This window comes from Deltaproteobacteria bacterium (assembly GCA_016930875.1).
Classification (GTDB): domain Bacteria; phylum Desulfobacterota; class Desulfobacteria; order Desulfobacterales.
In genome coordinates this window covers 1-25,512 of sequence record JAFGFW010000121.1, presented here as the reverse complement: position 1 = coordinate 25,512, position 25,512 = coordinate 1, and the positions used below count along the sequence as shown (strand labels likewise).

The 25,512-nt window shown below is 50.3% G+C and carries 22 protein-coding genes; 8 read left to right on the top strand and 14 right to left on the bottom strand.

From position 1 onward, the window contains the following. The first annotated feature begins 590 nt into the window (after positions 1-590). On the top strand, positions 591-2,549 hold the full coding sequence (tkt, locus tag JW883_10900) for a transketolase (GenBank protein MBN1842774.1): 1,959 nt from the start codon (positions 591-593) through the stop codon (positions 2,547-2,549). A gap of 3 nt (positions 2,550-2,552) precedes the next feature. Here the strand turns inward: tkt and secA are convergent, their stop codons facing one another. The 7 genes from secA to JW883_10865 all read right to left on the bottom strand — a co-directional run bounded on the left by secA (position 2,553) and on the right by JW883_10865 (position 10,578). Next, complete coding sequence (gene secA, locus JW883_10895; protein ID MBN1842773.1) at positions 2,553-5,393, bottom strand: preprotein translocase subunit SecA; 2,841 nt, start codon at positions 5,391-5,393, stop codon at positions 2,553-2,555. Positions 5,394-5,752: 359 nt separating this feature from the next. Further along, entirely contained in the window at positions 5,753-6,661 is a 909-nt protein-coding gene (locus tag JW883_10890) for a M23 family metallopeptidase (protein ID MBN1842772.1), read from the bottom strand. A gap of 279 nt (positions 6,662-6,940) precedes the next feature. Beyond that, positions 6,941-8,290: a TldD/PmbA family protein gene (locus tag JW883_10885; protein MBN1842771.1), complete on the bottom strand. Its 1,350-nt coding sequence runs from the start codon at positions 8,288-8,290 to the stop codon at positions 6,941-6,943. After that, on the bottom strand, positions 8,287-8,760 hold the full coding sequence (locus tag JW883_10880) for an N-acetyltransferase (protein MBN1842770.1): 474 nt from the start codon (positions 8,758-8,760) through the stop codon (positions 8,287-8,289). The genes JW883_10885 and JW883_10880 overlap by 4 nt, the downstream gene beginning before the upstream one ends. Positions 8,761-8,802: 42 nt before the next feature. Beyond that, complete coding sequence (locus JW883_10875) at positions 8,803-8,997, bottom strand: hypothetical protein (protein MBN1842769.1); 195 nt, start codon at positions 8,995-8,997, stop codon at positions 8,803-8,805. A 598-nt stretch (positions 8,998-9,595) separates the two neighbouring features. Beyond that, positions 9,596-9,943 (bottom strand): DUF523 domain-containing protein, encoded by a 348-nt coding sequence (locus tag JW883_10870; protein ID MBN1842768.1) that lies wholly within the window; start codon positions 9,941-9,943, stop codon positions 9,596-9,598. Positions 9,944-9,990: 47 nt separating this feature from the next. Further along, complete coding sequence (locus tag JW883_10865; protein MBN1842767.1) at positions 9,991-10,578, bottom strand: LysE family transporter; 588 nt, start codon at positions 10,576-10,578, stop codon at positions 9,991-9,993. 262 nt (positions 10,579-10,840) lie between these two features. On the opposite strand from JW883_10865, the gene JW883_10860 reads away from it, so the two are divergent. Beyond that, positions 10,841-11,146, top strand: a complete 306-nt coding sequence (locus JW883_10860) for a hypothetical protein (GenBank protein ID MBN1842766.1) — start codon at positions 10,841-10,843, stop codon at positions 11,144-11,146. 321 nt (positions 11,147-11,467) lie between these two features. Here the strand turns inward: JW883_10860 and JW883_10855 are convergent, their stop codons facing one another. The 4 genes from JW883_10855 to JW883_10840 all read right to left on the bottom strand — a co-directional run bounded on the left by JW883_10855 (position 11,468) and on the right by JW883_10840 (position 15,774). Further along, entirely contained in the window at positions 11,468-12,760 is a 1,293-nt protein-coding gene (locus tag JW883_10855; GenBank protein MBN1842765.1) for a phenylacetate--CoA ligase, read from the bottom strand. Positions 12,761-12,858: 98 nt separating this feature from the next. After that, complete coding sequence (locus JW883_10850) at positions 12,859-14,163, bottom strand: TRAP transporter large permease (GenBank protein ID MBN1842764.1); 1,305 nt, start codon at positions 14,161-14,163, stop codon at positions 12,859-12,861. After that, positions 14,160-14,651: a TRAP transporter small permease gene (locus JW883_10845; GenBank protein ID MBN1842763.1), complete on the bottom strand. Its 492-nt coding sequence runs from the start codon at positions 14,649-14,651 to the stop codon at positions 14,160-14,162. Before JW883_10845 ends, JW883_10850 begins: the two co-directional genes overlap by 4 nt. 97 nt (positions 14,652-14,748) lie before the next feature. Then, complete coding sequence (locus JW883_10840; protein ID MBN1842762.1) at positions 14,749-15,774, bottom strand: TRAP transporter substrate-binding protein; 1,026 nt, start codon at positions 15,772-15,774, stop codon at positions 14,749-14,751. Positions 15,775-16,241: 467 nt separating this feature from the next. On the opposite strand from JW883_10840, the gene JW883_10835 reads away from it, so the two are divergent. After that, positions 16,242-16,406 (top strand): hypothetical protein, encoded by a 165-nt coding sequence (locus JW883_10835; protein ID MBN1842761.1) that lies wholly within the window; start codon positions 16,242-16,244, stop codon positions 16,404-16,406. Between the two features lie 51 nt (positions 16,407-16,457). Here the strand turns inward: JW883_10835 and polA are convergent, their stop codons facing one another. The 3 genes from polA to JW883_10820 all read right to left on the bottom strand — a co-directional run bounded on the left by polA (position 16,458) and on the right by JW883_10820 (position 22,958). Then, entirely contained in the window at positions 16,458-19,139 is a 2,682-nt protein-coding gene (polA, locus tag JW883_10830) for a DNA polymerase I (GenBank protein MBN1842760.1), read from the bottom strand. A 410-nt stretch (positions 19,140-19,549) separates the two neighbouring features. Next, positions 19,550-20,638, bottom strand: coding sequence for a hypothetical protein (locus JW883_10825; GenBank protein MBN1842759.1), 1,089 nt, complete (start codon positions 20,636-20,638; stop codon positions 19,550-19,552). Continuing rightward, positions 20,628-22,958, bottom strand: coding sequence for a DEAD/DEAH box helicase family protein (locus JW883_10820; protein MBN1842758.1), 2,331 nt, complete (start codon positions 22,956-22,958; stop codon positions 20,628-20,630). Before JW883_10820 ends, JW883_10825 begins: the two co-directional genes overlap by 11 nt. A 184-nt stretch (positions 22,959-23,142) precedes the next feature. On the opposite strand from JW883_10820, the gene JW883_10815 reads away from it, so the two are divergent. The 5 genes from JW883_10815 (at position 23,143) to JW883_10795 (ending at position 25,040) form a co-directional block, all read left to right on the top strand. Next, a complete protein-coding gene (locus tag JW883_10815; GenBank protein ID MBN1842757.1) occupies positions 23,143-23,325 on the top strand; it encodes a hypothetical protein in 183 nt (60 codons plus the stop codon). Positions 23,326-23,328: 3 nt separating this feature from the next. Further along, a complete protein-coding gene (locus JW883_10810; protein ID MBN1842756.1) occupies positions 23,329-23,766 on the top strand; it encodes a type II toxin-antitoxin system VapC family toxin in 438 nt (145 codons plus the stop codon). 198 nt (positions 23,767-23,964) lie between these two features. After that, positions 23,965-24,219 (top strand): hypothetical protein, encoded by a 255-nt coding sequence (locus tag JW883_10805; GenBank protein ID MBN1842755.1) that lies wholly within the window; start codon positions 23,965-23,967, stop codon positions 24,217-24,219. Positions 24,220-24,396: 177 nt separating this feature from the next. After that, entirely contained in the window at positions 24,397-24,645 is a 249-nt protein-coding gene (locus tag JW883_10800; protein MBN1842754.1) for an AbrB/MazE/SpoVT family DNA-binding domain-containing protein, read from the top strand. Next, complete coding sequence (locus JW883_10795) at positions 24,642-25,040, top strand: type II toxin-antitoxin system VapC family toxin (protein ID MBN1842753.1); 399 nt, start codon at positions 24,642-24,644, stop codon at positions 25,038-25,040. Before JW883_10800 ends, JW883_10795 begins: the two co-directional genes overlap by 4 nt. The last annotated feature ends 472 nt before the right edge of the window (positions 25,041-25,512 follow it).

Genomic DNA, 25,512 nt, shown 5'->3' with positions numbered 1-25,512 from the left:
TGATGCGCCGACCTGCCTGCCGGCAGGCAGGTCCATCCCGCCTGGCTGCGTTGCTCGTCGGTTAAATAGCTTGCTATTCGCCCTCCTGGCGTCTTGCCATGCGTGCGCCTCGACTCCTGAAAATGCAAATTTATTTCTTCGCGAACCCTAAGCCCTCAATAGCCTGAAGCTGAAAAGACCCCGCCATTTTTTATCCTTTACATCGTCGCAACATTTCGCTATTCCGCATTCGAGTCTTCGATAATCTGGAGGGCGAAGGTTTTCTCTGCGAGGCGATGTTCTTGTTGTTTAGGAGTATTGAAATAGCGGCACAAACTAGCTTTTTACGAGACCATCAATTGTGAAATTCGTGCTTTTTCTGGCAGAAACTTATTTGCCATGGTACACGAAAGCTGAAAGCTCAAAGCTGAAAGGAAGAAGAGCTAAGAGTATGGAATCTAATTGTGTTGCTTTGAGCTTTGAGGCTTGAGCTGGTCCGGTTTATCCGGACTCGGAGGGAAGAAGTGAAATCTACTAAAGAGACAACTACCAATGTTGAGACATTAAGGCAAGGAGACAAACTCGACCAGCTTTGTGTAAACACAATTCGGATGCTGGCAGTGGATGCCGTTGAGAAGGCTTGTTCGGGCCATCCCGGCATGCCCATGGAGGCAGCAGACATAGGATACGTGCTCTGGACCCGGTTCTTGAGACACAATCCGGTCAACCCCCGTTGGCCCAACCGGGACCGGTTTGTCCTGTCGGCCGGTCATGGCTCAATGTTGCTGTATAGTCTACTTCATCTCACGGGTTACGATGTTTCCCTTGAGGATATTAAACAGTTCCGCCAGTGGCAAAGCAAGACTCCCGGACATCCCGAGTACGGCATCACCCCGGGTGTGGAGACAACCGCAGGCCCTTTGGGCCAGGGATTTTCAAACGCAGCAGGCATGGCCATGGCCCATGAATACCTTGCCGACTACTTCAACCGTCCTGGATATCCTATCGTCGATTACTTTGTCTACGCCCTGGTGAGTGACGGAGACATGATGGAGGGGATTTCCTCGGAGACGGCATCCCTGGCCGGTCATCTCGGACTGGGCCGTTTGATTTATGTCTATCTGGACAACGGTATTACCATCGAAGGTCAAACAAATCTGACTTTTACTGAGGACGTTGCCAAGCGCTTCGAGTCCTATGGTTGGCATGTGACAAAGGTTGCCGGCCATGACATCCCTGAAATCGCTTCAGCCTTGGATAGGGCAAAGAAAGAAACTCAGAGGCCCTCGCTGATTATTGCCCGCACACACATAGGCTACGGAAGCCCTAACAAACAAGACAAGGCATCAGCCCACGGTGAACCTTTAGGAGCCGAAGAAGCGCGATTGGTCCGTGGAATACTCAACTGGCCTGATGAGTTATTCCACGTCCCACAGGCAGCACTCGCCCACTTTCGCGCAGCCCTCACCAGGGGCAAAGAGTGGGAAGCAGAATGGTTACGCCTCTTTGAATCCTATGCAAAGGAATACCCCGATCCGGCCCTTGAGTGGAAAGAGTTTCACGACGGAAATCGGCCCAGCGCCTGGCAAGAGGCCCTGCCGAGGTTTGAGCCCAGCCACGACCCCATCGCCACGCGCAGCGCTTCGGGCAAGGTCCTTGAGGCTGTGGCCCCAAAGATGCCCGCCCTGTTGGGCGGCTCTGCGGATCTTGCCCCATCGACAAAGACTTACGTAAAAAGTCTCGGGGTTATCAAGGCAGATCCTTGCGGAAGAAATATCCACTTCGGCATCAGGGAACACGCCATGGGCGGAATACTCAACGGCATGGCCCTGAGCCGGGCCTTGGTCCCTTACGGAGCCACCTTCCTGGTCTTTTCCGATTACATGCGCCCCTCAATACGCCTGGCATCCATGATGAAACTGCAGGTAATCTATGTATTTACACACGATTCCGTGGCCGTGGGAGAGGACGGCCCCACTCACCAGCCGATAGAACATGTGGCGGCCCTGCGAACAATACCGAATCTGGTAGTCCTGCGTCCGGCTGATGCCAACGAGACGGTCTTTGCGTGGAAGCTGGCCCTTGATCGTCGGGAAGGTCCCACTGCTTTGATCCTTACCCGACAGAAACTCCCGGTTATTGATCGAACCCGCTTTGCCTCACCTGAAGGCCTCCTGCAGGGAGCCTATATCCTGGCTGAAGCGCCACAGGGCACACCAGAGGTCCTTATAATTGCCACCGGGTCAGAGATTCATGTGGCAATGGCTGCGTATGAGGAGCTTGTTTCTGAAGGGATTGCGGTCCGCGTTGTGAGCATGCCGAGCTGGGAGGTCTTTGAGGCGCAGGATGCCGGCTATCGCCATGAGGTATTGCCCGCCACGATCACGGCCCGTGTGGCCATCGAGGCTGGTGTTTCCACGGGATGGGAACGTTATGTGGGACCTCAGGGCAAGATAATCGCTATTGACCATTTCGGAGCCTCTGCGCCCGGAGGTCTCTTGTTGGAAAAATTCGGCTTTACGACCGAGGCTGTTCTCTCTGCGGTTAAAGAGGTGCTGGGAAAACCCTGACTCCTACTTTCCACAACACTTCTTATACTTTTTCCCACTGCCGCACGGGCATGGTTGATTGCGGCCCACCTTCTTTTGGGTCCGGCGAACCGGTGTTTTGGCGCCTTCTTCCCCGTGGGAATAGGAAATTTTTTCCCGTCTGGCTTTCTCCTTTGCAGCAATTTCCTCTGGCCGGGCAATCTGCACACGAAACAGTAATCTCACGGTCTCTTCCTTGATCCGTTCGATCATTTGCGAAAACATGTCAAAGCCTTCTCGCTTGTAAACCACCAGAGGATCCTGTTGTCCATACCCCCGAAGTCCAATACCTTCCTTCAGATGGTCCATGGAAAGGAGGTGTTCCTTCCAGAGATTGTCTACAACCTGCAATACAACCATTCGTTCAAGACCTCTGAACTCCTGGGCCCCAAAATTCGTCTCCTTCTCTTCATAGGCCTTCATCGCTGATTCAAAGATCAACTCAGCAAGCCCCTCCCGGGTAAGTCCGTCCGCAGTGCTGCGGTCCATCCTGATCCTGAGACTAAACTGGCCATAGACAGCCTCCCTGAGCCCACTCATGTCCCATTCTTCCGGCAACATCTCCTCGTCGCCAAATGTATCAGCGATGTTTGCAGACAGCTCCCGTATCATCTCTTCGATGGTCGGCCGGAGGCTTTCCCCGCTCAAGGCCTCACGGCGTTGCTTATAGATCACCTCGCGTTGCTTGTTCATGACATCGTCATATTCGAGGAGGTGTTTACGTATGTCAAAGTTGTGGGCCTCGACCTTGCGCTGGGCATTTTCTATGGCCTTGCTGATCATCCTGTGTTCAATAGGCTCCCCTTCTTCCATGCCAAGACGCTCCATGATTGAAGACATACGTTCGCCGCCGAATATGCGAAGCAAATCATCTTCCAAGGAGAGATAAAATCGTGAGGAGCCCTGGTCTCCCTGACGTCCGGCCCGACCACGCAATTGGTTGTCAACCCGGCGGCTTTCGTGACGCTCGGTGCCGATAATATGAAGGCCGCCGAGCTCCTTGACGCCTTCTCCCAAAACAATGTCGGTGCCCCGGCCGGCCATGTTGGTAGATATCGTGACGCGCCCCTTCTGCCCGGCGTTGGCCACGATTTCGGCCTCCCTTTCATGATTCTTGGCGTTCAAGACTTCATGCTTGGCTTTCGCCTTGGCAAGCATCTTGCTCAATTTCTCCGACTTATCAATGGAGATCGTGCCAACGAGGGTGGGTTGTCCTTTTCTGTGAAGCTCCCTGATTTCTTCCACAACGGCACGAAATTTTTCGGCTTCGGTCTTGTAGATGACATCTGGATAATTGGTCCTGATCATCGGCTCATTGGTCGGGATGATAATGACGTCCAGGTCATAGATCTTCTTAAATTCAGGAGCCTCCGTATCAGCCGTGCCGGTCATACCGGCAAGCTTTTCATACATCCTGAAGTAATTCTGAAACGTGACTGTGGCCAGGGTCTGATTTTCTTCTGCTACCTTCACACCCTCCTTGGCCTCAACGGCCTGGTGTAATCCATCACTCCAGCGCCGCCCCGGCATCATGCGGCCCGTAAACTCATCCACGATAATTACTTGCCCCTCTTTGACTACATATTGCACGTCTTTATTAAACAGCCAGTAAGCCTTAATCAGTTGACGCGTCACATGGAATCGCTCTGATGCGTCCTTGTAAAAGCTCTCGGCCTTTTGCCGTTGCATCCTTTTTTCCATGCTGGTGAGTTCATCGTTCTCGTCTATCTTCGCCAACTCTGCGTCCAGATCGGGCACGATATAGTCATCAGCTTGCCCTCCGTAGATGAGATTCAATCCCTTCTCGGTGAGTTCAACAATATTATTGTTTTCCTCTATGACGCAAAAAAGAGACTGATCGATCTCAGGGAGTAGCTTTTGAGTTGAAAGCTGGCCTTCGAGTCTTTCGAGTTTTTTCTTTAACCCGGGTCGGCCGGCAATCAGTTCCAGAAATTGGGAGTTCTTGGGATCTCCTCGTTTAACTTTCAACAAGAGATCCAGGGCCCTGTCGTCTTCGTCATCCTGTTCAAGCCTTCCAGCGGCTTCCTCCAGGACCGTGCGGATTAGGCCATCCTGGTGTTTTTTCAGCTTGATAACCTTGGGCTTCATCTCATCGTAAAGCTGATCTCCGGTCTGTTCAACAGGCCCGGAAATAATCAGAGGCGTTCTTGCCTCGTCAATGAGGATGCTATCGACCTCATCCACAATGGCATAATGAGGCTCCCTTTGAACCATGGACTCCAGAGAAAACTTCATGTTGTCGCGCAGGTAGTCAAAACCGAACTCGTTGTTTGTGCCATACGTAATATCCGCACTATAGGCATCTTGACGTTCGGCATCGTCCAGCCCGTGGAGAATCGTTCCTACCGTCAGGCCCAAAAAGCGGTAGATGACTCCCATCCATTCGGTATCCCTGCGAGCCAGATAATCATTGACCGTAACTACGTGGACCCCTCGACCAGTCAGTGCATTCAGATAAGCAGGAAGTGTCGCGGCCAGGGTTTTTCCTTCACCGGTTTTCATCTCGGCGATTTTACCCTGGTGAAGCACTATGCCTCCAATCAATTGGACATCAAAATGTCGCATAGAAAGGGTCCGGACAGAGGCTTCGCGCACCACGGCAAAGGCCTCTGGAAGGAGTTCGTCCAAGGTGGCCCCCTGTTCGATCCGCTGCCGGAACGTCTGGGTCTTGCCGCGCAGTTGATCGTCGCTCAGGGCCGTTATTTCCGGTTCCAGGGCATTGATCTGCTCAATGATTGGTCGCAGCTTTTTGAGCTCTCGTTCATTTTTGCTCCCGAATACCTTGTGTAACATATCTCCGATCATCTCTAGAAAGGCTTCCTCCTGCTTGGTCTATTATACTCCGTTGCTTGTCAAATCGGTGTTTTTCCGCCAGAGAACTGTATGTTTTCGGTTAGCCCATTTGCCGGTTCGCCCGTCGGACAAATAGAATCCTTGCCGGCAACCAAGCTGAAAACTCAAGGAAGTAGCAGGGCTTTGTTCAGCATTGAAGACTGAGCTTGTTTAACTCGCAATTCACTTCAAAAAAACAAGGGGCCAACAGGCTGAACCGGCAAACGGGCTAACCGAACATATACCCTCAACTCACAATTCTTGTAAAGATAATAGCAGACAACACTGCGGGTAACAATGGAATTTCGAAGAGGACTATGGATGGATGGAAACTAGTTGAGGATGTACTTGGCAGGGTTCACAGGAATGCCGTTTACGTGCACCTCATAGTGGAGGTGAGGCGCTGTGCTTCGGCCGGTATTTCCCACCAGGCCGATCTTGTCTCCGCGCTTGACGTGGGCGCCCCGTCGGGCCAGCAATTTTTGCAGGTGACCATACCGTGTGACCTTGCCATGCCCGTGGTCTATCACAAGCATATTGCCCAGTCCGCCTTTCTTACGCGCAATGGTGACCACACCGTCGGCCGGCGCAACAATCGGCGTACCCCGACGCGTGGCAATATCAAGTCCCCTGTGGAATTCTTTCAGGCCGGTAAAAGGCGATATACGATATCCAAATCCGGAAGAGAACCATCCTGTTGTTGGCCGGATGGCAGGGGTTGAGGCAAGCAACGATTTTTGGTCCTGCAAGTAGTCATGAAGCTCCTCAAAGGCCTGTTTCTGGACAACTGAGGCCTCATCGAGTTGTTCCAACTGGGCATGCATTGCCCGAACAACGCTGCTGTGACTTTCAGTAAGGGGCGGCAGGTTTTCCAAATCTGCCCCCATGGTCCCGCCTATTCCAAATACGGCATCCTGGCCGGCAGGAGCTTCCACGTTGGCAATGACCCTTAATTTTTTTTCAAAATCATGCAATGCATTCATTTCTGAATTCAGCGCACGGATCTTATCGGCATACGCATGAATCTGAGATCGCTGACTCGTCACCTCTCGCTTGAGATAACGCATGGAGGGTATTGTACTCTTTAAGGCAAGATAGTCATGGAGTATGAAAGAAATGACCGTCAGGCCAAGGAGGATAAAGCAAGCCATCAACCCGAGGAATACCCTTGAGAACTTGACCTGCTTGACGTTGGAGTTATCTCCCGGGACTATGAGAAAGGTGATCTTCCTGTTTGGCAAAGCTACGACCTCTCAATTTGCAAGAAGCATTAAAAGCAGCCAACGAATTTTGGCGTTATTACCAGAAGTTAATGAGGCCTGTCAAGGCTTTTCTCATTCAAATTTCTTGGTTGTCAAATTGGTTGTGAAACAAGCAAGCATCATGCCAACCAGAATCTGCTCCAAAAGATCGCCATTTTCATACATATCGGCAAAATAGCTGTAGATCATTAGCGCTGTCTTTCATAAGTCTTGAAGGAAACAAATCGACGTTTTTCGGCTCTCCGCTCCGCAGCAAACTCACGAGCCGCAACCGGCGATGTTAAGGTCGGAAACCCTGAGGGTCGGAGATCCGGAGGGGCCATAGAATTTGAGGTCACTGCCCACACCGTCCACGGACGCAAAAAGCGTCACGAGATTGCCGGAAACGGCAACACCCTTTACCGGAAACGCAGTTTTGCCCTTTTCAATCCACAAACCAGCGGCTCCCACAGAAAAGTCTCCGGAGATAGGATCTGCCGTGTGCAGCCCCATGATATCAGTAATCATAAGGCCTGCATCCACAGACGACAGAAGCTCATCCGGATGAGACGAACCGCTTTTGATATAAAAATTCGTGCCTTGCACTGTTGGAGGCGCCGTTATCCCCCTGCGTCCTGCGTTACCCGTAGAATGCCGGTTTTCCTTGTTGGCCGTATATTGGTCATACAACAAACCCTGCACAATGCCCTCAGAAACCAACACGCTCCGCTCGTGGAGGGACCCCTCGTCATCAAAGGGACTCGAGGCCATGCCACCTGAATAGAGCCCATCGTCCACAATAGTCACATGGGGTGAAAAGATCGATTCACCCAGGCGGCCGACCAATATCGATTTTCCCTTCTGCACGTTATCGGCCATAAAGGATGCCGACAGCACCTTCAAGACATCAGAGGCTACCCAGGGAGGAAGTATGGCAGGCACATGCATGCTCGTCAGGGGCCTGGCACCGAGCATGCTGATCGCCCTTCTGGCTGCAGTGGCGCCGATGGCCTCCATGTCGAGTTGATCAAAAAAAGGCGAAAAACCATAATCCCATCCCATTTCGGCGCCTTCGCCATCTTCAGCTACCACAAGAACGCTGCCGGAAACAAAGGTTTTCTCATAGGAACGCTTAAGCCCCGTGTCATTACAGATGGTTATAGTGCCAGCGGTCTCATTGTAACCCGCCTTTCGAACCTTCTTGATGCGCTGATCGCATGACCGTGCCGCAGCTTCAAGACTTCTTGCCCTGTCAATCTTCTTCTCAACGGGAATCGTGGCAAGATCACAGTCGAACTGTTCAAGCAGAGGCTGGGCTTTCTCAGATGGTGAGGGAAATCCAACAAAGGGGTCCGGGTCTGTCGAGGAAGTCCCTTGAACCACCCGATCCACCAGATCAGACACGGCACCTGATGACAAGTTTGTGCAATAGGCAAATCCCAACCGTTGGCCCTTTAGTGCTCTTATGCTCAGGCCAACGTTCTCGGCCGCCACAAAAACGTCCAGGACGCCATCCTTGATCTCAAGGGTGAGTCCCTTGGAGGAAGCATAGAAGACCTCATAGGCGTCCAGGGCATTTTGAGCCAGTCTCGCCATGATGGAATCTACAATCAGACCTGAATCGATCATTTTGGTTCCTCATCTCCAAGAAACTTCAGCATGGCTATCTCATCGCAGTCTGGAAACTTCACACACTTGAGACAGTCCGCCCATATTTTTTGCGGTAGCAACGCCTTGTCTATTGTTTGAAATCCATGCTTGGCAAAAAAAGCAGGACGATATGTTAGCGCAAAAACCCGTTTGATTCCCAGGTCGTGGCCCTCGGCTAGGGCTGCAGTGACAAGAGCCGAGCCGATCCCTCGCCTCTGATATCGCTCGCGAACTGCCAGCGAGCGGATCTCTGCCAGGTCTTCCCAACAGACATGAAAGGCACAAACACCGATAATGGGTGCCCGGGGTTTCTCCTGAAAGATGCTAAAATCCCTCAAGGCGTCATAGAGGTCGCTTAGCGCCCGAGGCAGCAATTCTCCCCGGGCAGCATGTCTATTCAAAAGCCGGTGAATGGCCTTCACGTCATGAACAGTCGCTTTGCGAATCATTGGTTTGTGTTTGCCCTCTGTCCGTTCAATCGCAGGTCAATATCAAACTGTCGGATCTTGTTCTTCTGATGAGGCGGTTTTTTTGATCTTTCTTCGGGAAAAGAAAAGATAGTACAGGATAAGTATGGGATATGGAAGAAACGCCTGCTCAAAATCACCCTGGAAAAGCGCATAGGTCGAATACGCCACACAGCACAAGACAAGAACAATCTGCAACCAAACGACAGCGCGTATCATGGTGTCACATCCTCAAATCGTTCTATTTGCGCGCCTTCTCCATTCAGAACTTGCGAAGCAACGGTCCAGATTTTTGGTGAACCCTGAACCCCTGAACCGGTGAACGGTTACATTACATATTACAAACAGTTGAAAAAGGCCAGCGGTTTTGAACCCGCCCGAAAGGCCATTAGGAGGCAAAAGGGAGGACGCGCAATAACCCTTTCGGATCTCCCAAAGCAAGATCTGTATTTTCAGTAACGGATTCGTATTTGATGTGACATCTGCATGGACTCGGCACATCAAAAAGTGAAGTTATTCTTGAGCGAGCCCTTATGCCCTTGCCGCGGCCCTAATCCTCATTTTCTGAAGGAATACCACAAGGCCGTAAATGACAAGACCCAGCGGAAACAGATAGTACTTATGGTAAGATCAATATTTGGGAAAGAAGCGATATTCTGCAAAAAACACACACGAATTTCACAACGGACTACGCCAAGATACCCGATCCTCAATCTATTGCCCTGGCTTTCACTTCCCGGATATCGACACCTTCGCGCGTCAACAGCGCGGCTGCCACTCCGATCGCATGCCCGTCGCCTGACCGGCAGCCCAGGGCTCACGAAGGGCTTTTGTCTTTCATGAAGCATACCCGAACATCCTCTTCCCTGATTTTTTTCAGGGCCGCAAAGGCGCCCTTCAAAAAGGCATCCGTTACGTCAAGACCGTTGCCGGTAAGAACCCTGGCCTGGCCGTCCAAGACATCGAATCCATCGCCTCCGTGAAGATATGAAGGGACTCTGGGGGTAGGAAGGCCTCCCAATTGTTCAGGACAGACAGGAAGCACGGGTTCATTGGCAACCCGTTTCACCAGTGCTGGACTAGGGCTAGCCCTGCCGTCATACCGGCAGTGGTAACCAAGAAGACAGGCGCTTGCAGCGAAAGCGTATTGTTTTGTGGTAGACATATGGCTGGGACCTTAGAGGCTAAATCCAGAGGCGGCTCACACACGCCCTAGGAAGCCACGGCAGAGGCCAATTTTTGGATTCCAATGAATCCGAACCAGAGACTAAAGACTACCAGACCAAAAGCACAGACTGCTACAACCCCTTTGTACGTCTTGTCCTTCATAAACCCTCGGCCCCTTGAGACGGCAAGGGACACAGCGGAGTACCAGGCAAAGTCTGCCAGGATGTGTCCCGAGAAAAAAGTGATTACGCCCACAGCGCCGAATTTCATGGCATACACAATATAGCCCAAACCGATGGTTGCCCACCAGATGAGCCAGTAAGGGTTGGCAAGACTCATGAGTATTCCGGACAACACCGGATGGGCGCCCGCCTGGGCCTTCTGATCAAGCTTAAGGGTCAAGGACGGAATGGACCGGAACATCCCCAGGGCCATCCATATCAAGATCAAGGCCCCGGACAGCCCAATAATGCCAAAAACAACATCTTTCCTGAGGTACGGCCCGAGTCCGAGGAGCAACAGAATAACCAGGCAAAGCTCAAGTATTCCGTGACCTACTATAATCAGAGGGCCGGCCCAAAACCCGCGCCTGGAACTCTCCGTTATGGTAACCGTCAGAACAGGGCCGGGCATGAGGGCGCCGGATAGGGCAAGCACAAACGATGTTCCGAAGATGCCAACAAGTACAACGATGGGATGCGTGCCGATCACTTTTCTCTCTTCAACCGTTACCTTTTTCGTAGCTTTTCGTTGATACCAACCTTTTTCGCATGAATCAACAAACAAAGGAAAATAATCCTTGATTTCTGAAGCAAAGTCTCATATAGCCAGTTTTCTTGTAGGCATAAACCGCATATACAGCTCCGTGAACTGCAAGGCTCAGTATGGGGAAGGCATGAACAGATTGCGTGTTAAGTGTGTCAAATGCGGCAAGGAGTGGGAAAAAGCTTCCGCTATTCCCTGGGGGCCTGACGATATCAGCTCGTCCCTTTGCAACTCGTGCTTCAGGGAAGTCATCTCTCCCATCATTCACAAGAAACAACTCAAGGAAGGCAACTTTGACTGCTTCGGCAAAGGGGCCACCCATTGTGATCAATTAGAATGCAAGTATAGACAATGGTGCCTGCGCATGGAAGAGTCGGAAGAAGCCCGAACAAGAGACGATGAAGACCGTCTGGCCGTGGCAACAGCATGCCACTGATGCCACCACCCCGGCCTTGTGGACCCTGACGTTGCAAAAGTCGAGGATGCCGCAGATTCAAGGCGGCAAGAGTGAGGCTGTAGTCGGCTACGCCGAACTCTTGCCAACAAAGAAGATGCGGTATCCCTCCTGCGGCGGATCTTCGACATCGGCTTTCCCGGAGGGTAAACAACTTGGCAATTTTTTTAATTCTCTGCCTATCATTCATAGTGGAGTCCACAGAATTGCTCGAAAAGGTCGCAAACGAAGACTGTTATTGCTTTTCATGACCCTTTGCCATGTTGTTTATGCAACTATAGGGTTGATCCGGCCCACTGTACGTCAGGAGTTGTTCCTCTCATCAAAGACCCGCTTGCTCTTTCTTTCGGTACGTGGCAGAGTCCCGTAACCGACCAGCTCCACCTTACCGCGAACAAGGAGATGTCGTCTGATGCTATCTTCGAGGCTGGCGGTAATTGTTTCATCTTCAGAGAGATCTGTTGATTCACCTCGTTCCGCCCGGATAGTCATATAGTCCCGCCCTGATGCCCGCCTCAGGATGACCTGGTATTCACTCCCCACGTCATTCTCCTGGGAAAGGAGATCATCAATCTGGCCGGGGTAGATATTTACTCCCCGGATGATAAACATGTCGTCCGTGCGGCCCAGCAAAGGCCCGTGCATGGGAAGAACGCTTCCGCAAGAGCATGGTTCGGGTATGAGATGTGTCAAATCCCGAGTCCGGTACCGGATGAGGGGCGTTGCCTCCTTGCGTAGCGTGGTTACGACCATCTCGCCCGTTTCACCAGGAGACACAGGCTCTAGTGTTTCCGGATCGATGATCTCCAATATGTAGTAATCCGCCCAGTAGTGCACGCCTTCATGCTTCTGGCATTCAAGGCCCGCGCCTGGTCCGTAAAGTTCGGTCAGGCCGGGGATGTCAAAGCTCTCCTCAATTCCGAAATACTCCTCGATCTTTTTTCGCATAGCCGCACTGTGCCGTTCAGCTCCAAAAATCACTTTTTTCACGGCAATCTTATCAGCAAGGTTTCGATGTTGAATTTCCTCAGCCATAAGAAGTCCCATGGAAGCCGTGCAGCAAAATACCGTGCTTTGAAGATCCACCATGACCTCACAGTGCATGTCACGATTCCCTGGCCCAACCGGCACAACCATGGCGCCAAAGCGTTCACAGCCCAGTTGAAAACCAACGCCCGCAGTCCAGAGCCCATAGCCCACGGCAATCTGGACGCGGTCGTCTCGCATCAGGCCTGCCATTTCGTAGCACCTGGCAAACATATTGGCCCAGTCATCAATGTCTTTGCGGGTGTAACAAAGGACCTTGCGCTTTCCTGTACTCCCGGACGAGGCATGGACGCGCACAACCTTATCAAGAGGTACGGAAAGCAGAGGAAAGGGATACCCTTCTTTCAGATCCTGTGCGGTCGTGAATGGGAGTCTGTCAAGGTCATTCAGTGACCGGATGTCTTCCGGTCGCACACCTGCCTCACCCATTCTTTTCCTGTAAAAGGAAGATCCTTGATAGGCGTGGTTTACGGTCCACTTCAATCCTCTGATCTGAAAATCTCTCAATTCCTCTTGTGTTTTCAGTGTTGGCATAAAGCCCTTCGCCATGATTCCCCCTCATGCTTATTTCATGATCTCGTCAACATCCTACTTCCCTTCACATTTTTGTGGTTATCTCCAAAATCTACCCCAGGAAAAGAACGAACCTAATGTACCATTGCTGGGATAACGAGAACAATCTGAGGAAAGATTATCAAAATAACTATGCAGACAATGCAAGCCAGCAAGAAAAAGCTTGCGCTCTTGAAAATCGTCCCAAGGCCTATTTCCGGGGCCAAGGCCTTTACCACGAATATATTGACACCAACTGGCGGGGTGATTGCTCCCATTGTAGTTACCATCGTCAGGATTATGGCGTACCACACCGGATCAAAACCAAGAGCCGTCCCCAGGGGAAAGAAGATCGGGATGGTCAGGACAAGAAACCCCAGGGAATCCACAAAGCATCCCCCTATCAGATAGATCAACAGCACGATTGCCAGAACAAGGATGGGTGAAACCGGCAGTCCAGAAACAAAGTCGGCTACTATGAAAGGGAGCCTGGTTATGGCCAGAAAGCGACCAAAGATTATGGCCCCTGCAACCAGAACAAATACCATACATGATATCTTCAGCGTGTCCATCATTGAGCTGGCAAGCCCTTTCCAAGTCAGCCTGCCGGTTGCCGCAGTGACCACAAGCGTAAAAAAAACACCGACGGCCCCGGCCTCGGTAGGCGTGAATATGCCCGCGTACAATCCTCCGATCACCAGGACGAATATGGCTATTGCTTCTATGACCCCTGTAAGGGACTGTATCTTCTCCTTCAGACTCGTTTTTGGTCCCGCCGGGCCAAGATCGGGGTTTATCCGACAAAGAACAAGGATCGTGATCACAAACAGGGTTCCCAAGAGAATGGCAGGCAGAATCCCGCCAAGGAAAAGCTTGATTATGGACTGCTCTGTTTGCAAGCCTATAATAATGAGGACCACACTGGGGGGCATGACCGTACCCAAGGTGCCACCGGTGACAACCGTGCCACTGCTCAGCCTCGTATCGTAATTATATTTTTTCATCTGTGGCAAGGCGACTGTGCCCATCGTGGCCGCTGTGGCTGTGTTGGAACCGCAGATAGCGGCAAAGAGTTCATCAGCGCCTATCGTGGCAATAGCCAGTCCACCCGGCCAATGACCAAACCACCTGTAGGCGGCGCGATATAGCTTTTCAGCTATACCGGAGTTGAACGCAAGGTACCCCATCAAGATGAAAAGGGGTATCACAGTTAGCCCGTAAGTGGAAAATGTGGTCCACAGGTCTGTACCCACCATGTTCATGGCCGCTTTAAAGGAGACCACGTAGCCGAATCCGCAGAAACCAACTACGGCCATGGCAAAACCCACAGGCATGCCCAGTAAGAACAACATGGCAAAAAGGATGACAATCCCCACCATTCCGATCAGAGTTAGACTCATTGCTCACTGTCCTTTACTGCGAGCACGGATTTCAAAAAATCGGTCAGAAAAGCCACTGAAAGGGTTGCACACCCCACCACCACGCCAAAAGTAAATGGATAGTAGATGATTCGGAGTGTTTCAGTCACTTCTCCCGTCCTCCACAGGGTCATGCCGTATTTGGCTATCTGCCATGCTGCAATGAAAAAAAAGATCATGCATATGAAATGATTGATTCCATTTAGGACTTTCTGTGTCCTCCTTGAGAAGCGCTGCACCAGTATGTCTACTGCAATATGCCCACGTTTCATCTGGGTATATCCCAGAGCAAAAGCCGTTACAATCGCCCCGAGATATCCCATGAGTTCAAAGGTGCCACTCACCGGCACCCAGACTTGGCGCAGGAGTATGTTCGTGCAGGTCAGAAATATCATTGCTACCAGAAATACGCCTGCCATCCAGATGAGGACCTGGTTTAGCGCCTGGCTTACCTTGTCCAGAACGCCCATGTCATTCCTCCAGTTCCAGGCAGGGGGCATTTCAGACTCTTGACATGATCGGCCGCCTTGTCAGGAATGTAGATCTGCCCCCTTGCAAGGTCAGGGTTTATTGCCCGGAATACACTTTGCTAAAGGCCTTTATGTCGTCCACTATGGCTTCTGCCGGAAGGCCTTGTGCCTTCGCATCATTGATCCACTTAAGGGTGATCGGTTCCAGCAATTCGTCCCATTTGACCTTTTCTTCTCTGGAAAGCTCTATTACTTCAATTCCATGGGTCTCTTTGGACCAGGCAATCGATTCATCCACATGATTATCCATGTAGGCGCCGGTCCATGCCGACTGCTGAGGCCCGAGGTCTTCCATGACCTTCCGTACGTCCTTGGGGAGGGAATTCCACTTGTCCACATTCATGACCACTGCAAAGGGGTAGACTGCTGCGCCCGTGACGGTCACATATCGACAGAGCTCAGCAAACTTGAAATCCTTCATGACCTCAAGAGACGAAAACAGCCCCTTGACAACTCCTTTTTGCAGGGCCTCCGGGGTTGCCGGCATGGGCATTCCGACTGCGTTCGCCCCCCAGGCCTTCAGGATCTGTGCTGCTCCACCCGAAGCGCGCAGATCAACGTTCTTTATATCCCTTAAGCTCCTGATGGGTACCTTGGACATGATATTTGAAGGGGCTGTCGTAAACATAGTAAGGACCTTCACCTTGGCAAATGCGGCAGGGTTGTATTTCTTGTAAAGATCCCACAAAACTTGGCTCCCTGTCTGCGAATTGGGTATTCCGAGAGGAAGGCTGGTTGCATTGGTAATTACAAAACGGCCTGGTTGATAGGCCATGCACAGGCAGCCTATGTCAGCCTGGCCTGCAATAACCCCATCTATCATATTCTTTGCGCCGAGCAGGGTCCCGCCTGGGTATGTGTCAATCACGACCTTCCCATTGGTGCGTTCTTGTACTTCTTTTTTCCATCTTTCCATCTGGACACATGGGAAGGTGGGAGCGGGTGGGAAATTGGCATAGCTCAATTTGATCGGTTTTGCCATGAGCACTGCCGGGCTCCACGTAATCGTAAAAAGTACAGCCAAAAAACCTCCAGCCATTATAAACCCTAGTTTTCGTCTCATTTCCTTCTTGCCTCCTTGTTCGTAATCGCTCTGTTTCGCTATCCAACAACCCATAGCCGGAACGTGCCGATTTTTTCACCCCCTTTCTCCAAGGTGAGGACTCTGAACCCCTTTCCTCGTCTCTTTTCCCCCTGTTTCCCACAGATCGCCAAAAACAACGCGGGGCAGCCTGCCACAAAAAAAGCCGCGGGATTCGAGGAACCGTCCGCGGCTTTGATCTGTTAATATGTGTAACACCTAGCGCTGGATACGGACAGACCCCTCCTCTCGGTCCTGCCACCACCAGCGCCAAAAACCTTCGACCTGCTCCAGTAAAACGTTTCTTAGTCGTTTGATTTTCATAAATTGTTGTTAAATTATCAAAATGCCCGGACCTTGTCAAGCGCAAATCCCTTCGTTGTACATATGTCCTGATTTATGCTATGAGATCCCATCAGGCTTAACGAAGAATCCCACAGGAGACCAGTATGAAATCGCTCGATGAACAGGTGCTAAAAGTGACCAAAGAGATTGTAGCCAAGTTCATAGAAGTGGGACGTGTCTCTCCCACCACTTTTGATGAGACTTTCAAGAGTGTCTACAAAAGCATCAAGGAAGCCATACTGGAACACGACATTGAAGAAGAACCCTAACTAGTCTTCATCCATGAATGGACTTCACGGATGATAGCCTTTAGCAGTCAGCTAATGTGCCTCCGCCCAATTCTGACCCACATTGATGTTGACCTTAAGAGGGACTCTGAGTTTGTGGACACCTTCCATAATCGCCCTTACAAGTTCTTTTGTCTTCTCCAGTTCTTCAGGAGGAACCTCAAACAACAGCTCATCATGGACCTGCAGAAGCATCTTGGCCTTCAAGCCTTTTTGAGCAAAGGCCTCGTGTATCCGTATCATGGCGACTTTGATCAAGTCCGCGGCCGTGCCTTGGAGCGGTGTGTTTACCGCAGTGCGCTCGGCAAACTCACGGGCTGTGCGATTTGAACTGCAAATGTCGGGCAGCCATCGCTGCCGGTCCAGCAGCGTCTTTACCTTCCCGGTCTTTCTTGCTTCGGTTATGGTCTCGTCTATGAAGCGCTTGACTCCCTCGTATGTGGCAAAATAGTGTTCAATGTAGGTTCTTGCCATTTTATGACTAATGCCCAGTTCCTTGGCAAGCCTGAAAGGTCCCATCCCGTAAATAATTCCGAAATTTATGACCTTGGCCTGACGGCGCATCTCCGGCGTAATCATTGAGGGAAAAAGTTGAAAGACCTCGGCGGCTGTGCGGGCGTGGATATCCTGGTCTTCTTCAAAGGCTTCAACAAGAACAGCATCCTGCGAATAGTGGGCAAGGAGTCGAAGTTCTATTTGAGAATAGTCGGCAGAAAACATTACCCAGCCTTTCCTGGGGACAAAGGCTGCCCTGATCTTTCGTCCCTCCTCTGTGCGAATCGGAATGTTTTGGAGGTTGGGATCACTGCTGCTCAAACGCCCTGTGGCCGTGACTGTCTGATTGTATGAAGTGTGGATACGGTGTGTCTCCGGATGAACAAGATCGACAAGAGCGTCTGTGTAGGTGGATTTGAGCTTGGCCAGTGACCGGTATTGCAGGACTAGCGCAGGGAGTTCGTGTTCCGCGGACAGCGCAGTAAGGACATCCACATCCGTGGAATAGCCCTTCTTCTTTTTTGTTTTTTTCTGAATCGGAAGCCGGAGCTTTTCAAAGAGAATGTGGCCCAGTTGCTGATGAGATTGAATGTTGAATTCTTCTCCGGCAATGGCGTATATTCTTTCCTCTATTTGCTGAAGCTTGCCTTCAAAGTCTTTTGATATGGCTTCAAGGCGATCTTTGTCCACACAAACCCCTGACATCTCCATGTCCAAAAGAACCGGTATGAGAGGCATTTCCACATCTTTAAAAAGGCTTTCAAAGCCGCGCTCCTTCAGCATGGGCTCAAGGATCTCATAGGCCATCAAGGTAATGTCAGCGTCTTCACAGGCATAGGTGACAGCATCTTCGATCGAGACTTTGTCAAAGCCCTTATTGCCTTTATTGTCGCCAGTGACTTCTTTATAAGAAATCATTTTGTGATTAAGGTATTCAACCGCGATACCTTCCAGATTGTGGGCTCGACGGGTAGGGTCTAAGAGATAAGAAGCCACCATGGTGTCAAAGACAACCCCTTTGAGATCAATTCCGGAGCGCTTAAGCACGGTCCAGTCATACTTGATATTCTGGCCCACCTTGGCCAGGCGTGGGTCTTCCAAGAGAGGCTTCAGCCGCAAGAGGGTCGGCTCAGGTTCAAGCTGTCTCCCGGCATTCTCATCACTGTGCCGAAGAGGAATATAGAACGCTTCATTGGGCCTATGTGAAACGGATATGCCCACAATCGCTGCCTTCATGGGGTCCTTGGCAGTAGTCTCTAGGTCCAGGGCAAAAACTCCGGCTTTCTTGAGCTCATGGATGAGGGACCCCAGGGCCTTTTCATCCATGATAGCCATGTAGTCTTTCCGGCTGAGGTCCCCCTTGACCGGAAACCGCTCCTGGAGTCTGCGAAACTCAAGGGCCTTGAAAAGACCGGCCAGTTTTTTGCCGTCAGGGGTTGAGACCCTGAATGACTTCAGATCTGCAGAAAGAGGCGTTTCGGTGTTGATAGTGACGAGTCGGCGGCTCAGCATGGCCTGCTCGCGAAAATTCAAGAGGTTGTCGTGGAGTTTTTTCTTTGTTACCTTGTCAAGGTTCTCAAAAAGCGCTTCCATGCTCCCATAGGTTCTTATCAATTGAAGTGCCGTCTTTTCCCCGATACCCGGCACCCCCGGAATATTGTCCGAGGTATCACCGGCAAGGGCCATGACATCTATCCACTGTGAAGGTTCCAAGCCGGAGTCCTTTTTAAGGCTCCCATAATCGATGGTGCGATCCTTCATGGGATCCCAGATACTTGTTTCGCTGGACACCAACTGCTTGAAATCCTTGTCGCCAGTGACCATAATGACCCTGAAACCTTTCTGTTCAGCGATCCGGGCAAGGGTTCCGATAATGTCATCAGCCTCATAGCCGGGTACTTCCAACGAGGCTATGTTCATTGCCTCCACTACTTGCTTGATGTAGGGTATCTGCACAACGAGATCTTCCGGCATGGGCGGGCGGTTTGCCTTGTAGGCCTCATAGATCTCGTGGCGAAATGTGGGGCCCTTGGCATCAAATGTCATGGCCATATGTTGTGGGTTGTGCTCGGAAAGAAGTTTTAAGAGCATATTCGTAAAGCCGAAAGTGGCATTGGTGGGCAACCCCTGGCTTGTGGAGAGGTGACGCACAGCATGAAAGGCGCGATATATGTAGCCGCTTCCGTCAACAAGATAGATGGTTTTTTTGTCAGCGCTCATGATTCACTAAGTGCAAGGACTGTTAGCACGAATTGCAGGTTAAGACAACGGCCACCCTTGCATAGTTCCCGCATGGAAGCATAGACAACTTTTCATCTTCTATTGTATAAGCGCTCTGGTGGTCAGCGGATATGGCCAATTGAAATACAACTGGTTGAAGGCGCGCCTCATGAAACAACAACAGGCTGAGACAAAACCCAGACGGAGACGGAGGAAAAAAAGGGAGTACCTGTGCCATTTATGCGGCCGGAAACTTCCCTTCTGCTGGATCTGCCGCTGCGGCTTTGAGATATGTTCCGACTGTATGGAGGAAAATATGTGGGGCATGACCTGTAACGCTATTACCTGGACCTGTCCCGATTGCGGAGAACAGCGCGGGTTTGGAAACCAGTGACACAATCGAAGCTGCCTTACTGCGTTCTTTTTTGGCAAACCGGGCATCTGTTGCTGCAACCGGGGCAGAGCAGATGCAACTTTTCACAAAAAAAGATACTGGTAGCGCTTAGTCCGCAACTCTGGCAAACCAGCGGGTCGACCGATTTGGTGACAGGGTTATAGATCAAAGAAAGGTTCTTGTGTTTTCTGCCAATGGATGCCCTGTAAAGGATCTTGATCGCCGGGGTTGTGATCAACATGGCTGCACACGGTTCTACTTTCACCTTGATGCCGTACTTTTTGTACAGGTCATCTTCTTTTCTTGCTATCTCATCGGGGAGAAGACCAATTTTTTCCTTTCTATCCTTGATCAACTGATCTGAGAGTCCGGGCCTTTTAAGGCTTTTTTCCATCTCTTCTCTGAGGCTCGCATAGTATTCTTCGAGGCTGGTCACATCCCGTCTGAATCTACGGCTCATGCTTTCTTGAAAAGAATGAATCTCTTCACGAATGGCCGCTTCTGTCTGTTTTTCCACCCATCGGACGATTTGTCTGATTTTTCCATTCCTGCAACTGGCCTTTTTTGCATCTGCTTCAAATCTTCTGGCTACCGTAGACAGCGTATGGATCATATTTGGAACATGTGCGCCTGTTTCAAGATTGAACATGAAATCCAGGAGGCCCTCCTTCTGTTCATCACTCTGGGCCACATAGCGGCATGTCAAAAAAAGGTATTCACTCTTGACTTTTGCCCAGCTCTCAACTCTGCCCACTGATCCGTTGAAGCTGAACTGATCTCTGATCAGCCTCGAAAAACCCTGGCTTTTCAGGTAGTCAAATTCGAGTTCACAGGCTAGCAAAGGCACCTCAAAACATGCCGCATTGACCATTTTCTCAAGAAGGTGCGAACCATAATTGACAGAATATCCATCCACGGACAACGAATCAGACTCCGGAGCCGCCCCCCTGTTGATAAGGATATGCTCCGGCGTCCCAAGCAGCCCTGACAGCTTTTCAGGAAGAAGCGCCTCGAATCGTTTGTCATGTATTTCAAACACAGCCCCGTGATTTTCAAAGAATCGACAAGCAAAGTGTTCCAGGTCTTGGTCCAGCTCAAAGCTCATAGTTTTCCCCAAACAGTTTTTTATCAAGTTCTTTGGTCTTCAGATAGCTCGTTCTGTATCTCTTCAACTGGCTTGCCAGTTGACTGAAGGACTTTTGCTTATCTTTTTCAGATGAGGAATTGACCCATATGTTATAGACTATTTCAGAGAACTCATGCTCACCCTTGATCCGCCCGATTATCATGTCGATCTCGCCAATTACCATTTCAAACATATTGATTTTCTTGTCCAGGACTTCCAGAATATAGTCCTCCACGCTCCCCGATGCGCACAGGTTATGAATCATCACTTCCTTTTCCTGTCCAAGGCGATGGATACGCCCAACACGCTGTTCGATCTTCATGGGATTCCAGGGGAGATCATAATTGATCATCTGGTGGCAAAACTGCAGATTGCGGCCTTCACCCCCTATTTCCGTTGTGACCAGAATCTCTTTTTCTTCCCTGAAACTCTTGATCTGTTTGTCCTTGTTCCTGTTGTCCATGCGGCCGTGAAAAAGGGCATGGGGGATATCTTGCCACGACAGAAAATCGGACAGGTGATCCAGCGTACCAAGGTACTTAACAAAGATGATCTTTTTGCCGGGCGATGACCTTATCAGTTTCAGCAAAAATTCGTTCTTGCGAGTGTCGTTCATTGTCCGGCACAGATTCTTAATGGCGCGAATCTCCTTTTCCTGATCGAAAAGGAGATCATTTTTCGCAAGCATGCGAGAAAGTGAAAGACTCACCGCCTGCGGGGAAGATCCTGCTTCTTCCAACAGATTCTTGAGAAGCAGTTTGTGGCCCGTGCCATTGCTTTTATGGATATGTTCCACCAGGCCGCAAATTCTTTCGTAAAGCTCCTTTTCGTGAGTGTGGGGATCGACCTTGATGGTTTGAGCAAAGCGTGGGGGTATGTCAATCTTGGCCACAGCCCTCGTGTTCCGAATCATGACCTGGCCGAGAAGTTCTTTGAGCTTGCTGCGGTTCTGGGGGTCTGTCGGATCCCCGCGCGTCATGAACTCCTTGCGAAATGCGGAAGCCGTCTTCAACTGGCCGGGTTTAAGAAGAGTAACAAGGTTGTAAAGCTCCATCAGGTTGTTTTCCACAGGGGTCGCCGTAAGAAGGAGCAGAAATCTTTTCTTCAAGGCGTTTACCAGTTTCCAGTTAAGAGTGTTTCGATTCTTGAGGTGGTGGGCTTCATCCACAATGACCATGTCATATTCCTTTTCGGTCACCGCCTGAAAGTTCTTCTTCGACTTGGCCAGGTTAATGGATGCCAGCACAAAGGGTTCGTTCCAGAAAGAAGCGCCTCTTGTGCGATAATCCCGGTCATCTGTTGAGGGAAGATCCAGCCCGAATTTTGCTTTCAATTCCTCCTGCCACTGGCTCACAAGGGGCGTAGGCGTCAGGATCAGGGCGCTCTTCACCATGCCCCGTTGAACATATTCCTTGAACACCATCAAGGCCTCGATGGTTTTTCCCAGGCCCACCTCGTCTGACAGCAAGGCACGGCCACGAAAGCCTTTCAAGACCTTTCTGGCTGTCTCCTCCTGATACCACAATGAGCGAACACCATTAAGGCCATTAAGGCAGATAAGATTATCAAACGTCTCTCTAAAACGAACCCGATGGCCCTCCAGGGCGAGTTCATACCTTTTCAAAGGCGAAAATTTCCTGCAGACCAGGACCTGTTCCAGCGACTTTGAATCCACTGCTATGGATACCGGGATTTCCGGCAACTGCGTTGTTTTTTTCGTCTCAACTTCAGGGGTTCTGGAATCTTGGCAAGGCACGGATGCCCGATCTGTCTCCGGACGCGCAATATCTTTTCGAGGGCTGGTGGCCACAGGCTTTTGTCTGGTTTTCAACCGGAGCTGGCAATGCTTCTGGGTTAGAGCAAGGGAGGACCTGATCGCCCTCTTGTTACGGATATTCATCCTGGGAAGACGGGACAGGGTTTCTTCAACCACACATAAAGCCTTTTCATATCTACCGGCCTTTTCAAGACATTCGCACAGGAACGGCAGATATTCATCCATCATGAGCCCGTTTTGGTAAAGCGCCAGAAGCCCTTGGAGTTGAACGTCGGACCTGTTCATGCGAAACCCGAGATGCGCCATCTCGTGAAGCATCTCTTGATTTTTCGGGTCTAACCGGATGGCTTTTTTCAGACAAGCCAGCCCCTTGTCCAACTGACCCTGGTCTCTTAACCAGAGCGCGTCCTCGAAAAGGAAGTCCGCCTTTTCTTTCCGAAAGTCCAGCGACCGCTTCTCCCGCCGCTGCTTCTGCTTTGCCTTCCTTTTTACCTTTCTTTTTTCCTCTTTTGTTTTAGCCATTTATTTCACACAGTTGTATCTTCGATCATGGAATAACAGAAGGCTGCAACCGTATTTTCTATAACAAACTGCATTACAAAAAGCAAAGTCCTTCCGATCTCATAACCTTGACAAATAGCAGGTTCTGTCCTACCATCAAACCATATAATCCAGACATATTATATGTATCGAAGGGAGAAATGAAATGGCACTTGTGAAGAAGACCATTGAACTGGATCAGGATCAAATCAATCGGATCAAGACGGCCCTTAAAGCAAAATCGGAAAAGGAGGCCATAAATGCCGTCATAAAGCAATTTGACACCGATTTTCAGCTTGCAGAGGCAACCCTGAAGGACGCTGGAAGTTTCGATTTTGAGGAGGTCTAAGGGATGCAGGAGAAAGTCGTTTTTGATACGAGAGTTTATATTGGGGTTTTCAACCAGGGCCTTTATCAAAATGAGATCGACGGATTCAACAAGGTAATGTACCTGGTCCATCCTGTGCTCCATGAATTATGGATTGGGGCCAGAGGAAAACGGGAAATCAATCATCTGATCAGTTTTGGGATCAGTTTTATCCGATTGGCAAGACTCGTGGTCCCCTCATCCACGACACAGGTTTTGATCGGCAGGACATGTCAGAAGCTTCGTTCTTCAGGCAGGCTTGACCCGGCAAATCCTCGTATTTACAACGATGTCTGCATTGCATTGCTTGCCAGGCAGATAGGGGCGACAGTTGTAACGACAAATATCTCCGATTTTGAAAAGATCAATCAGGTAATTGATTTCAAATCCAGGCAGGTGATCCCTAACGTTGCAAAAGTCTAGGATGCCGCCTTGAATCTGCGGCATCCTAGACTTTTGCAACGTTAGGGTCAATAATGGCATTGCCTTCAGACTACGTAACGCATAAAATCATAGACGTCCGGAAACTCCGAGCAAAGACGCCAGGTCGCCAGCTGTTTTGGTTACTGCATACAGGCCGGACCCAGCCAAATGGTTAAGTGATTTCACAAGGAGAATGTCATGAGGAAGAGACAACATAAAAAATTGGTACACGAAGGACAATATGTGGCCGAAGTTGATATCGAACTGATCGATACTGATGAAGGCTGGTCGCCTTATTTGTCCCTTGATGATGCATTGAAACTTGATGATGTGCGAGACGCTCTTCGTAGAGGGGATTTGCACAAAGCAGGTCAACTTGCTCGTATTTTTACTTTGACCCCTCTCGCACTTGATACCGCCGGAGAACAAGGCACTGCACCTGACCGCCAATAGCGCGGCGATTTTTGAAAGGATATGCCCCGCAAAATCTTCCGTGCTGCTTCAAGGCTGGTTGCTCCGCATTGTTGGCGGCAGGTGGGCTTTCCCGTTATGTCAAAAAACCTTGACTACTAGTCTGTTTTGTCTTACGCTCAAGTAAGAAAGTGGATAATAGTAAGGAGAAAGATTCCTATGGCATTAGCAACACTCACAAGCAAAGGGCAGGTAACGATTCCGAAAGCAGTTCGGAATTCTCTGCATCTACACCCAGGAGACAAGGTTGAATTTGTGATCACTGAAAGTAAAGAAGCGCTTCTTAGGCCAGTCACCAAGAAGGTCGATGATGTATTCGGCAGATTACACAAACCGGGGAGGAAGCCCATTTCTATTGAGGAGATGGACGCTGGGATAAGGCAGAAGATGCAAGCGAGTTTCAAATGAAGGCATTGGATACTAATGCGCTGGTTCGATTCCTCGTAAGGGATGACGAGCGACAAGCCGAAACCATTTACAGGATATTCAAACAGGCAGAGTCCGACAAGGAAGTATTTTTCGTACCCCTGCTTGTTGTCCTTGAAACCGTCTGGGTGTTGGAATCTGTTTATAAGATTCCGAGACAGGAGATACTGAATTCCATTAATGAACTTTTACTAATGCCCATCCTGGAGTTTGAAGCACAATCAGCAATTCTGAACTTTGTCTCTTCAGCTCAAGAAACCAAAATGGATCTTTCGGATCTTTTGATTGCACACTCAGCAAGATTTTCGGGATGTGAATGTGTGCTTACATTTGACAAACGAGCATCAAATTTCGGACTTTTTGAGCTACTCAGATAGCGCGACCGTGACATAACAATCGCATTCACTCTGACACCCAAAGCCGTGGCGATTTTTCGCCCTTGCCCTTTCAGTGTACAATTTCTCTTTTGCCAAGCGCTTATTGGCTTTGGGCGCACGTGATGCGGGCGCGAGCTGCTCCGCCATCGAGTGTCAGTCGGCGCTGCGCGCCGCCTAAATCCTCAATGGAGCTGACAGAACCCTAACGTTGCAAAAGTCGAGGATGCCGCAGATCCAAGACGTCCCATTCGACAGTCTCAGGGTGAAGCTGTAGTAGTTTACCGCGAACCCTTGACCCGCCTGCCATAGTAATGTACGGCGGCCAGGCAACGCAGGAGATGCGGTATCATCGGCTTTCCCCAAGGGTAAACAACATGGCAGGTTTTTCGCTTTTCATCGATGTCACTCTCGGTGGATTTGTGAACAATGCATCATGAATGCTCAACCATATGTTATTCTTGGTTTTTGTCCT

What these genes read in the sequence shown, in the direction of transcription:
- JW883_10840 (MBN1842762.1), bottom strand. Translation starts at nt 15,774, where the DNA reads ATGAGACGAAAACTAGGGTTTATAATGGCTGGAGGTTTTTTGGCTGTA.
- JW883_10795 (MBN1842753.1), top strand. Translation starts at nt 24,642, where the DNA reads ATGAAGGCATTGGATACTAATGCGCTGGTTCGATTCCTCGTAAGGGAT.
- JW883_10860 (MBN1842766.1), top strand. Translation starts at nt 10,841, where the DNA reads ATGAACAGATTGCGTGTTAAGTGTGTCAAATGCGGCAAGGAGTGGGAA.
- JW883_10835 (MBN1842761.1), top strand. Translation starts at nt 16,242, where the DNA reads ATGAAATCGCTCGATGAACAGGTGCTAAAAGTGACCAAAGAGATTGTA.
- JW883_10885 (MBN1842771.1), bottom strand. Translation starts at nt 8,290, where the DNA reads ATGATCGATTCAGGTCTGATTGTAGATTCCATCATGGCGAGACTGGCT.
- JW883_10850 (MBN1842764.1), bottom strand. Translation starts at nt 14,163, where the DNA reads ATGAGTCTAACTCTGATCGGAATGGTGGGGATTGTCATCCTTTTTGCC.
- JW883_10845 (MBN1842763.1), bottom strand. Translation starts at nt 14,651, where the DNA reads ATGGGCGTTCTGGACAAGGTAAGCCAGGCGCTAAACCAGGTCCTCATC.
- JW883_10855 (MBN1842765.1), bottom strand. Translation starts at nt 12,760, where the DNA reads ATGGCGAAGGGCTTTATGCCAACACTGAAAACACAAGAGGAATTGAGA.
- JW883_10805 (MBN1842755.1), top strand. Translation starts at nt 23,965, where the DNA reads ATGAGGAAGAGACAACATAAAAAATTGGTACACGAAGGACAATATGTG.
- JW883_10820 (MBN1842758.1), bottom strand. Translation starts at nt 22,958, where the DNA reads ATGGCTAAAACAAAAGAGGAAAAAAGAAAGGTAAAAAGGAAGGCAAAG.
- JW883_10875 (MBN1842769.1), bottom strand. Translation starts at nt 8,997, where the DNA reads ATGATACGCGCTGTCGTTTGGTTGCAGATTGTTCTTGTCTTGTGCTGT.
- JW883_10825 (MBN1842759.1), bottom strand. Translation starts at nt 20,638, where the DNA reads ATGAGCTTTGAGCTGGACCAAGACCTGGAACACTTTGCTTGTCGATTC.
- JW883_10815 (MBN1842757.1), top strand. Translation starts at nt 23,143, where the DNA reads ATGGCACTTGTGAAGAAGACCATTGAACTGGATCAGGATCAAATCAAT.
- JW883_10800 (MBN1842754.1), top strand. Translation starts at nt 24,397, where the DNA reads ATGGCATTAGCAACACTCACAAGCAAAGGGCAGGTAACGATTCCGAAA.
- JW883_10870 (MBN1842768.1), bottom strand. Translation starts at nt 9,943, where the DNA reads ATGTCTACCACAAAACAATACGCTTTCGCTGCAAGCGCCTGTCTTCTT.
- JW883_10810 (MBN1842756.1), top strand. Translation starts at nt 23,329, where the DNA reads ATGCAGGAGAAAGTCGTTTTTGATACGAGAGTTTATATTGGGGTTTTC.
- secA (MBN1842773.1), bottom strand. Translation starts at nt 5,393, where the DNA reads ATGATCGGAGATATGTTACACAAGGTATTCGGGAGCAAAAATGAACGA.
- tkt (MBN1842774.1), top strand. Translation starts at nt 591, where the DNA reads ATGCTGGCAGTGGATGCCGTTGAGAAGGCTTGTTCGGGCCATCCCGGC.
- polA (MBN1842760.1), bottom strand. Translation starts at nt 19,139, where the DNA reads ATGAGCGCTGACAAAAAAACCATCTATCTTGTTGACGGAAGCGGCTAC.
- JW883_10880 (MBN1842770.1), bottom strand. Translation starts at nt 8,760, where the DNA reads ATGATTCGCAAAGCGACTGTTCATGACGTGAAGGCCATTCACCGGCTT.
- JW883_10865 (MBN1842767.1), bottom strand. Translation starts at nt 10,578, where the DNA reads ATGCCCGGCCCTGTTCTGACGGTTACCATAACGGAGAGTTCCAGGCGC.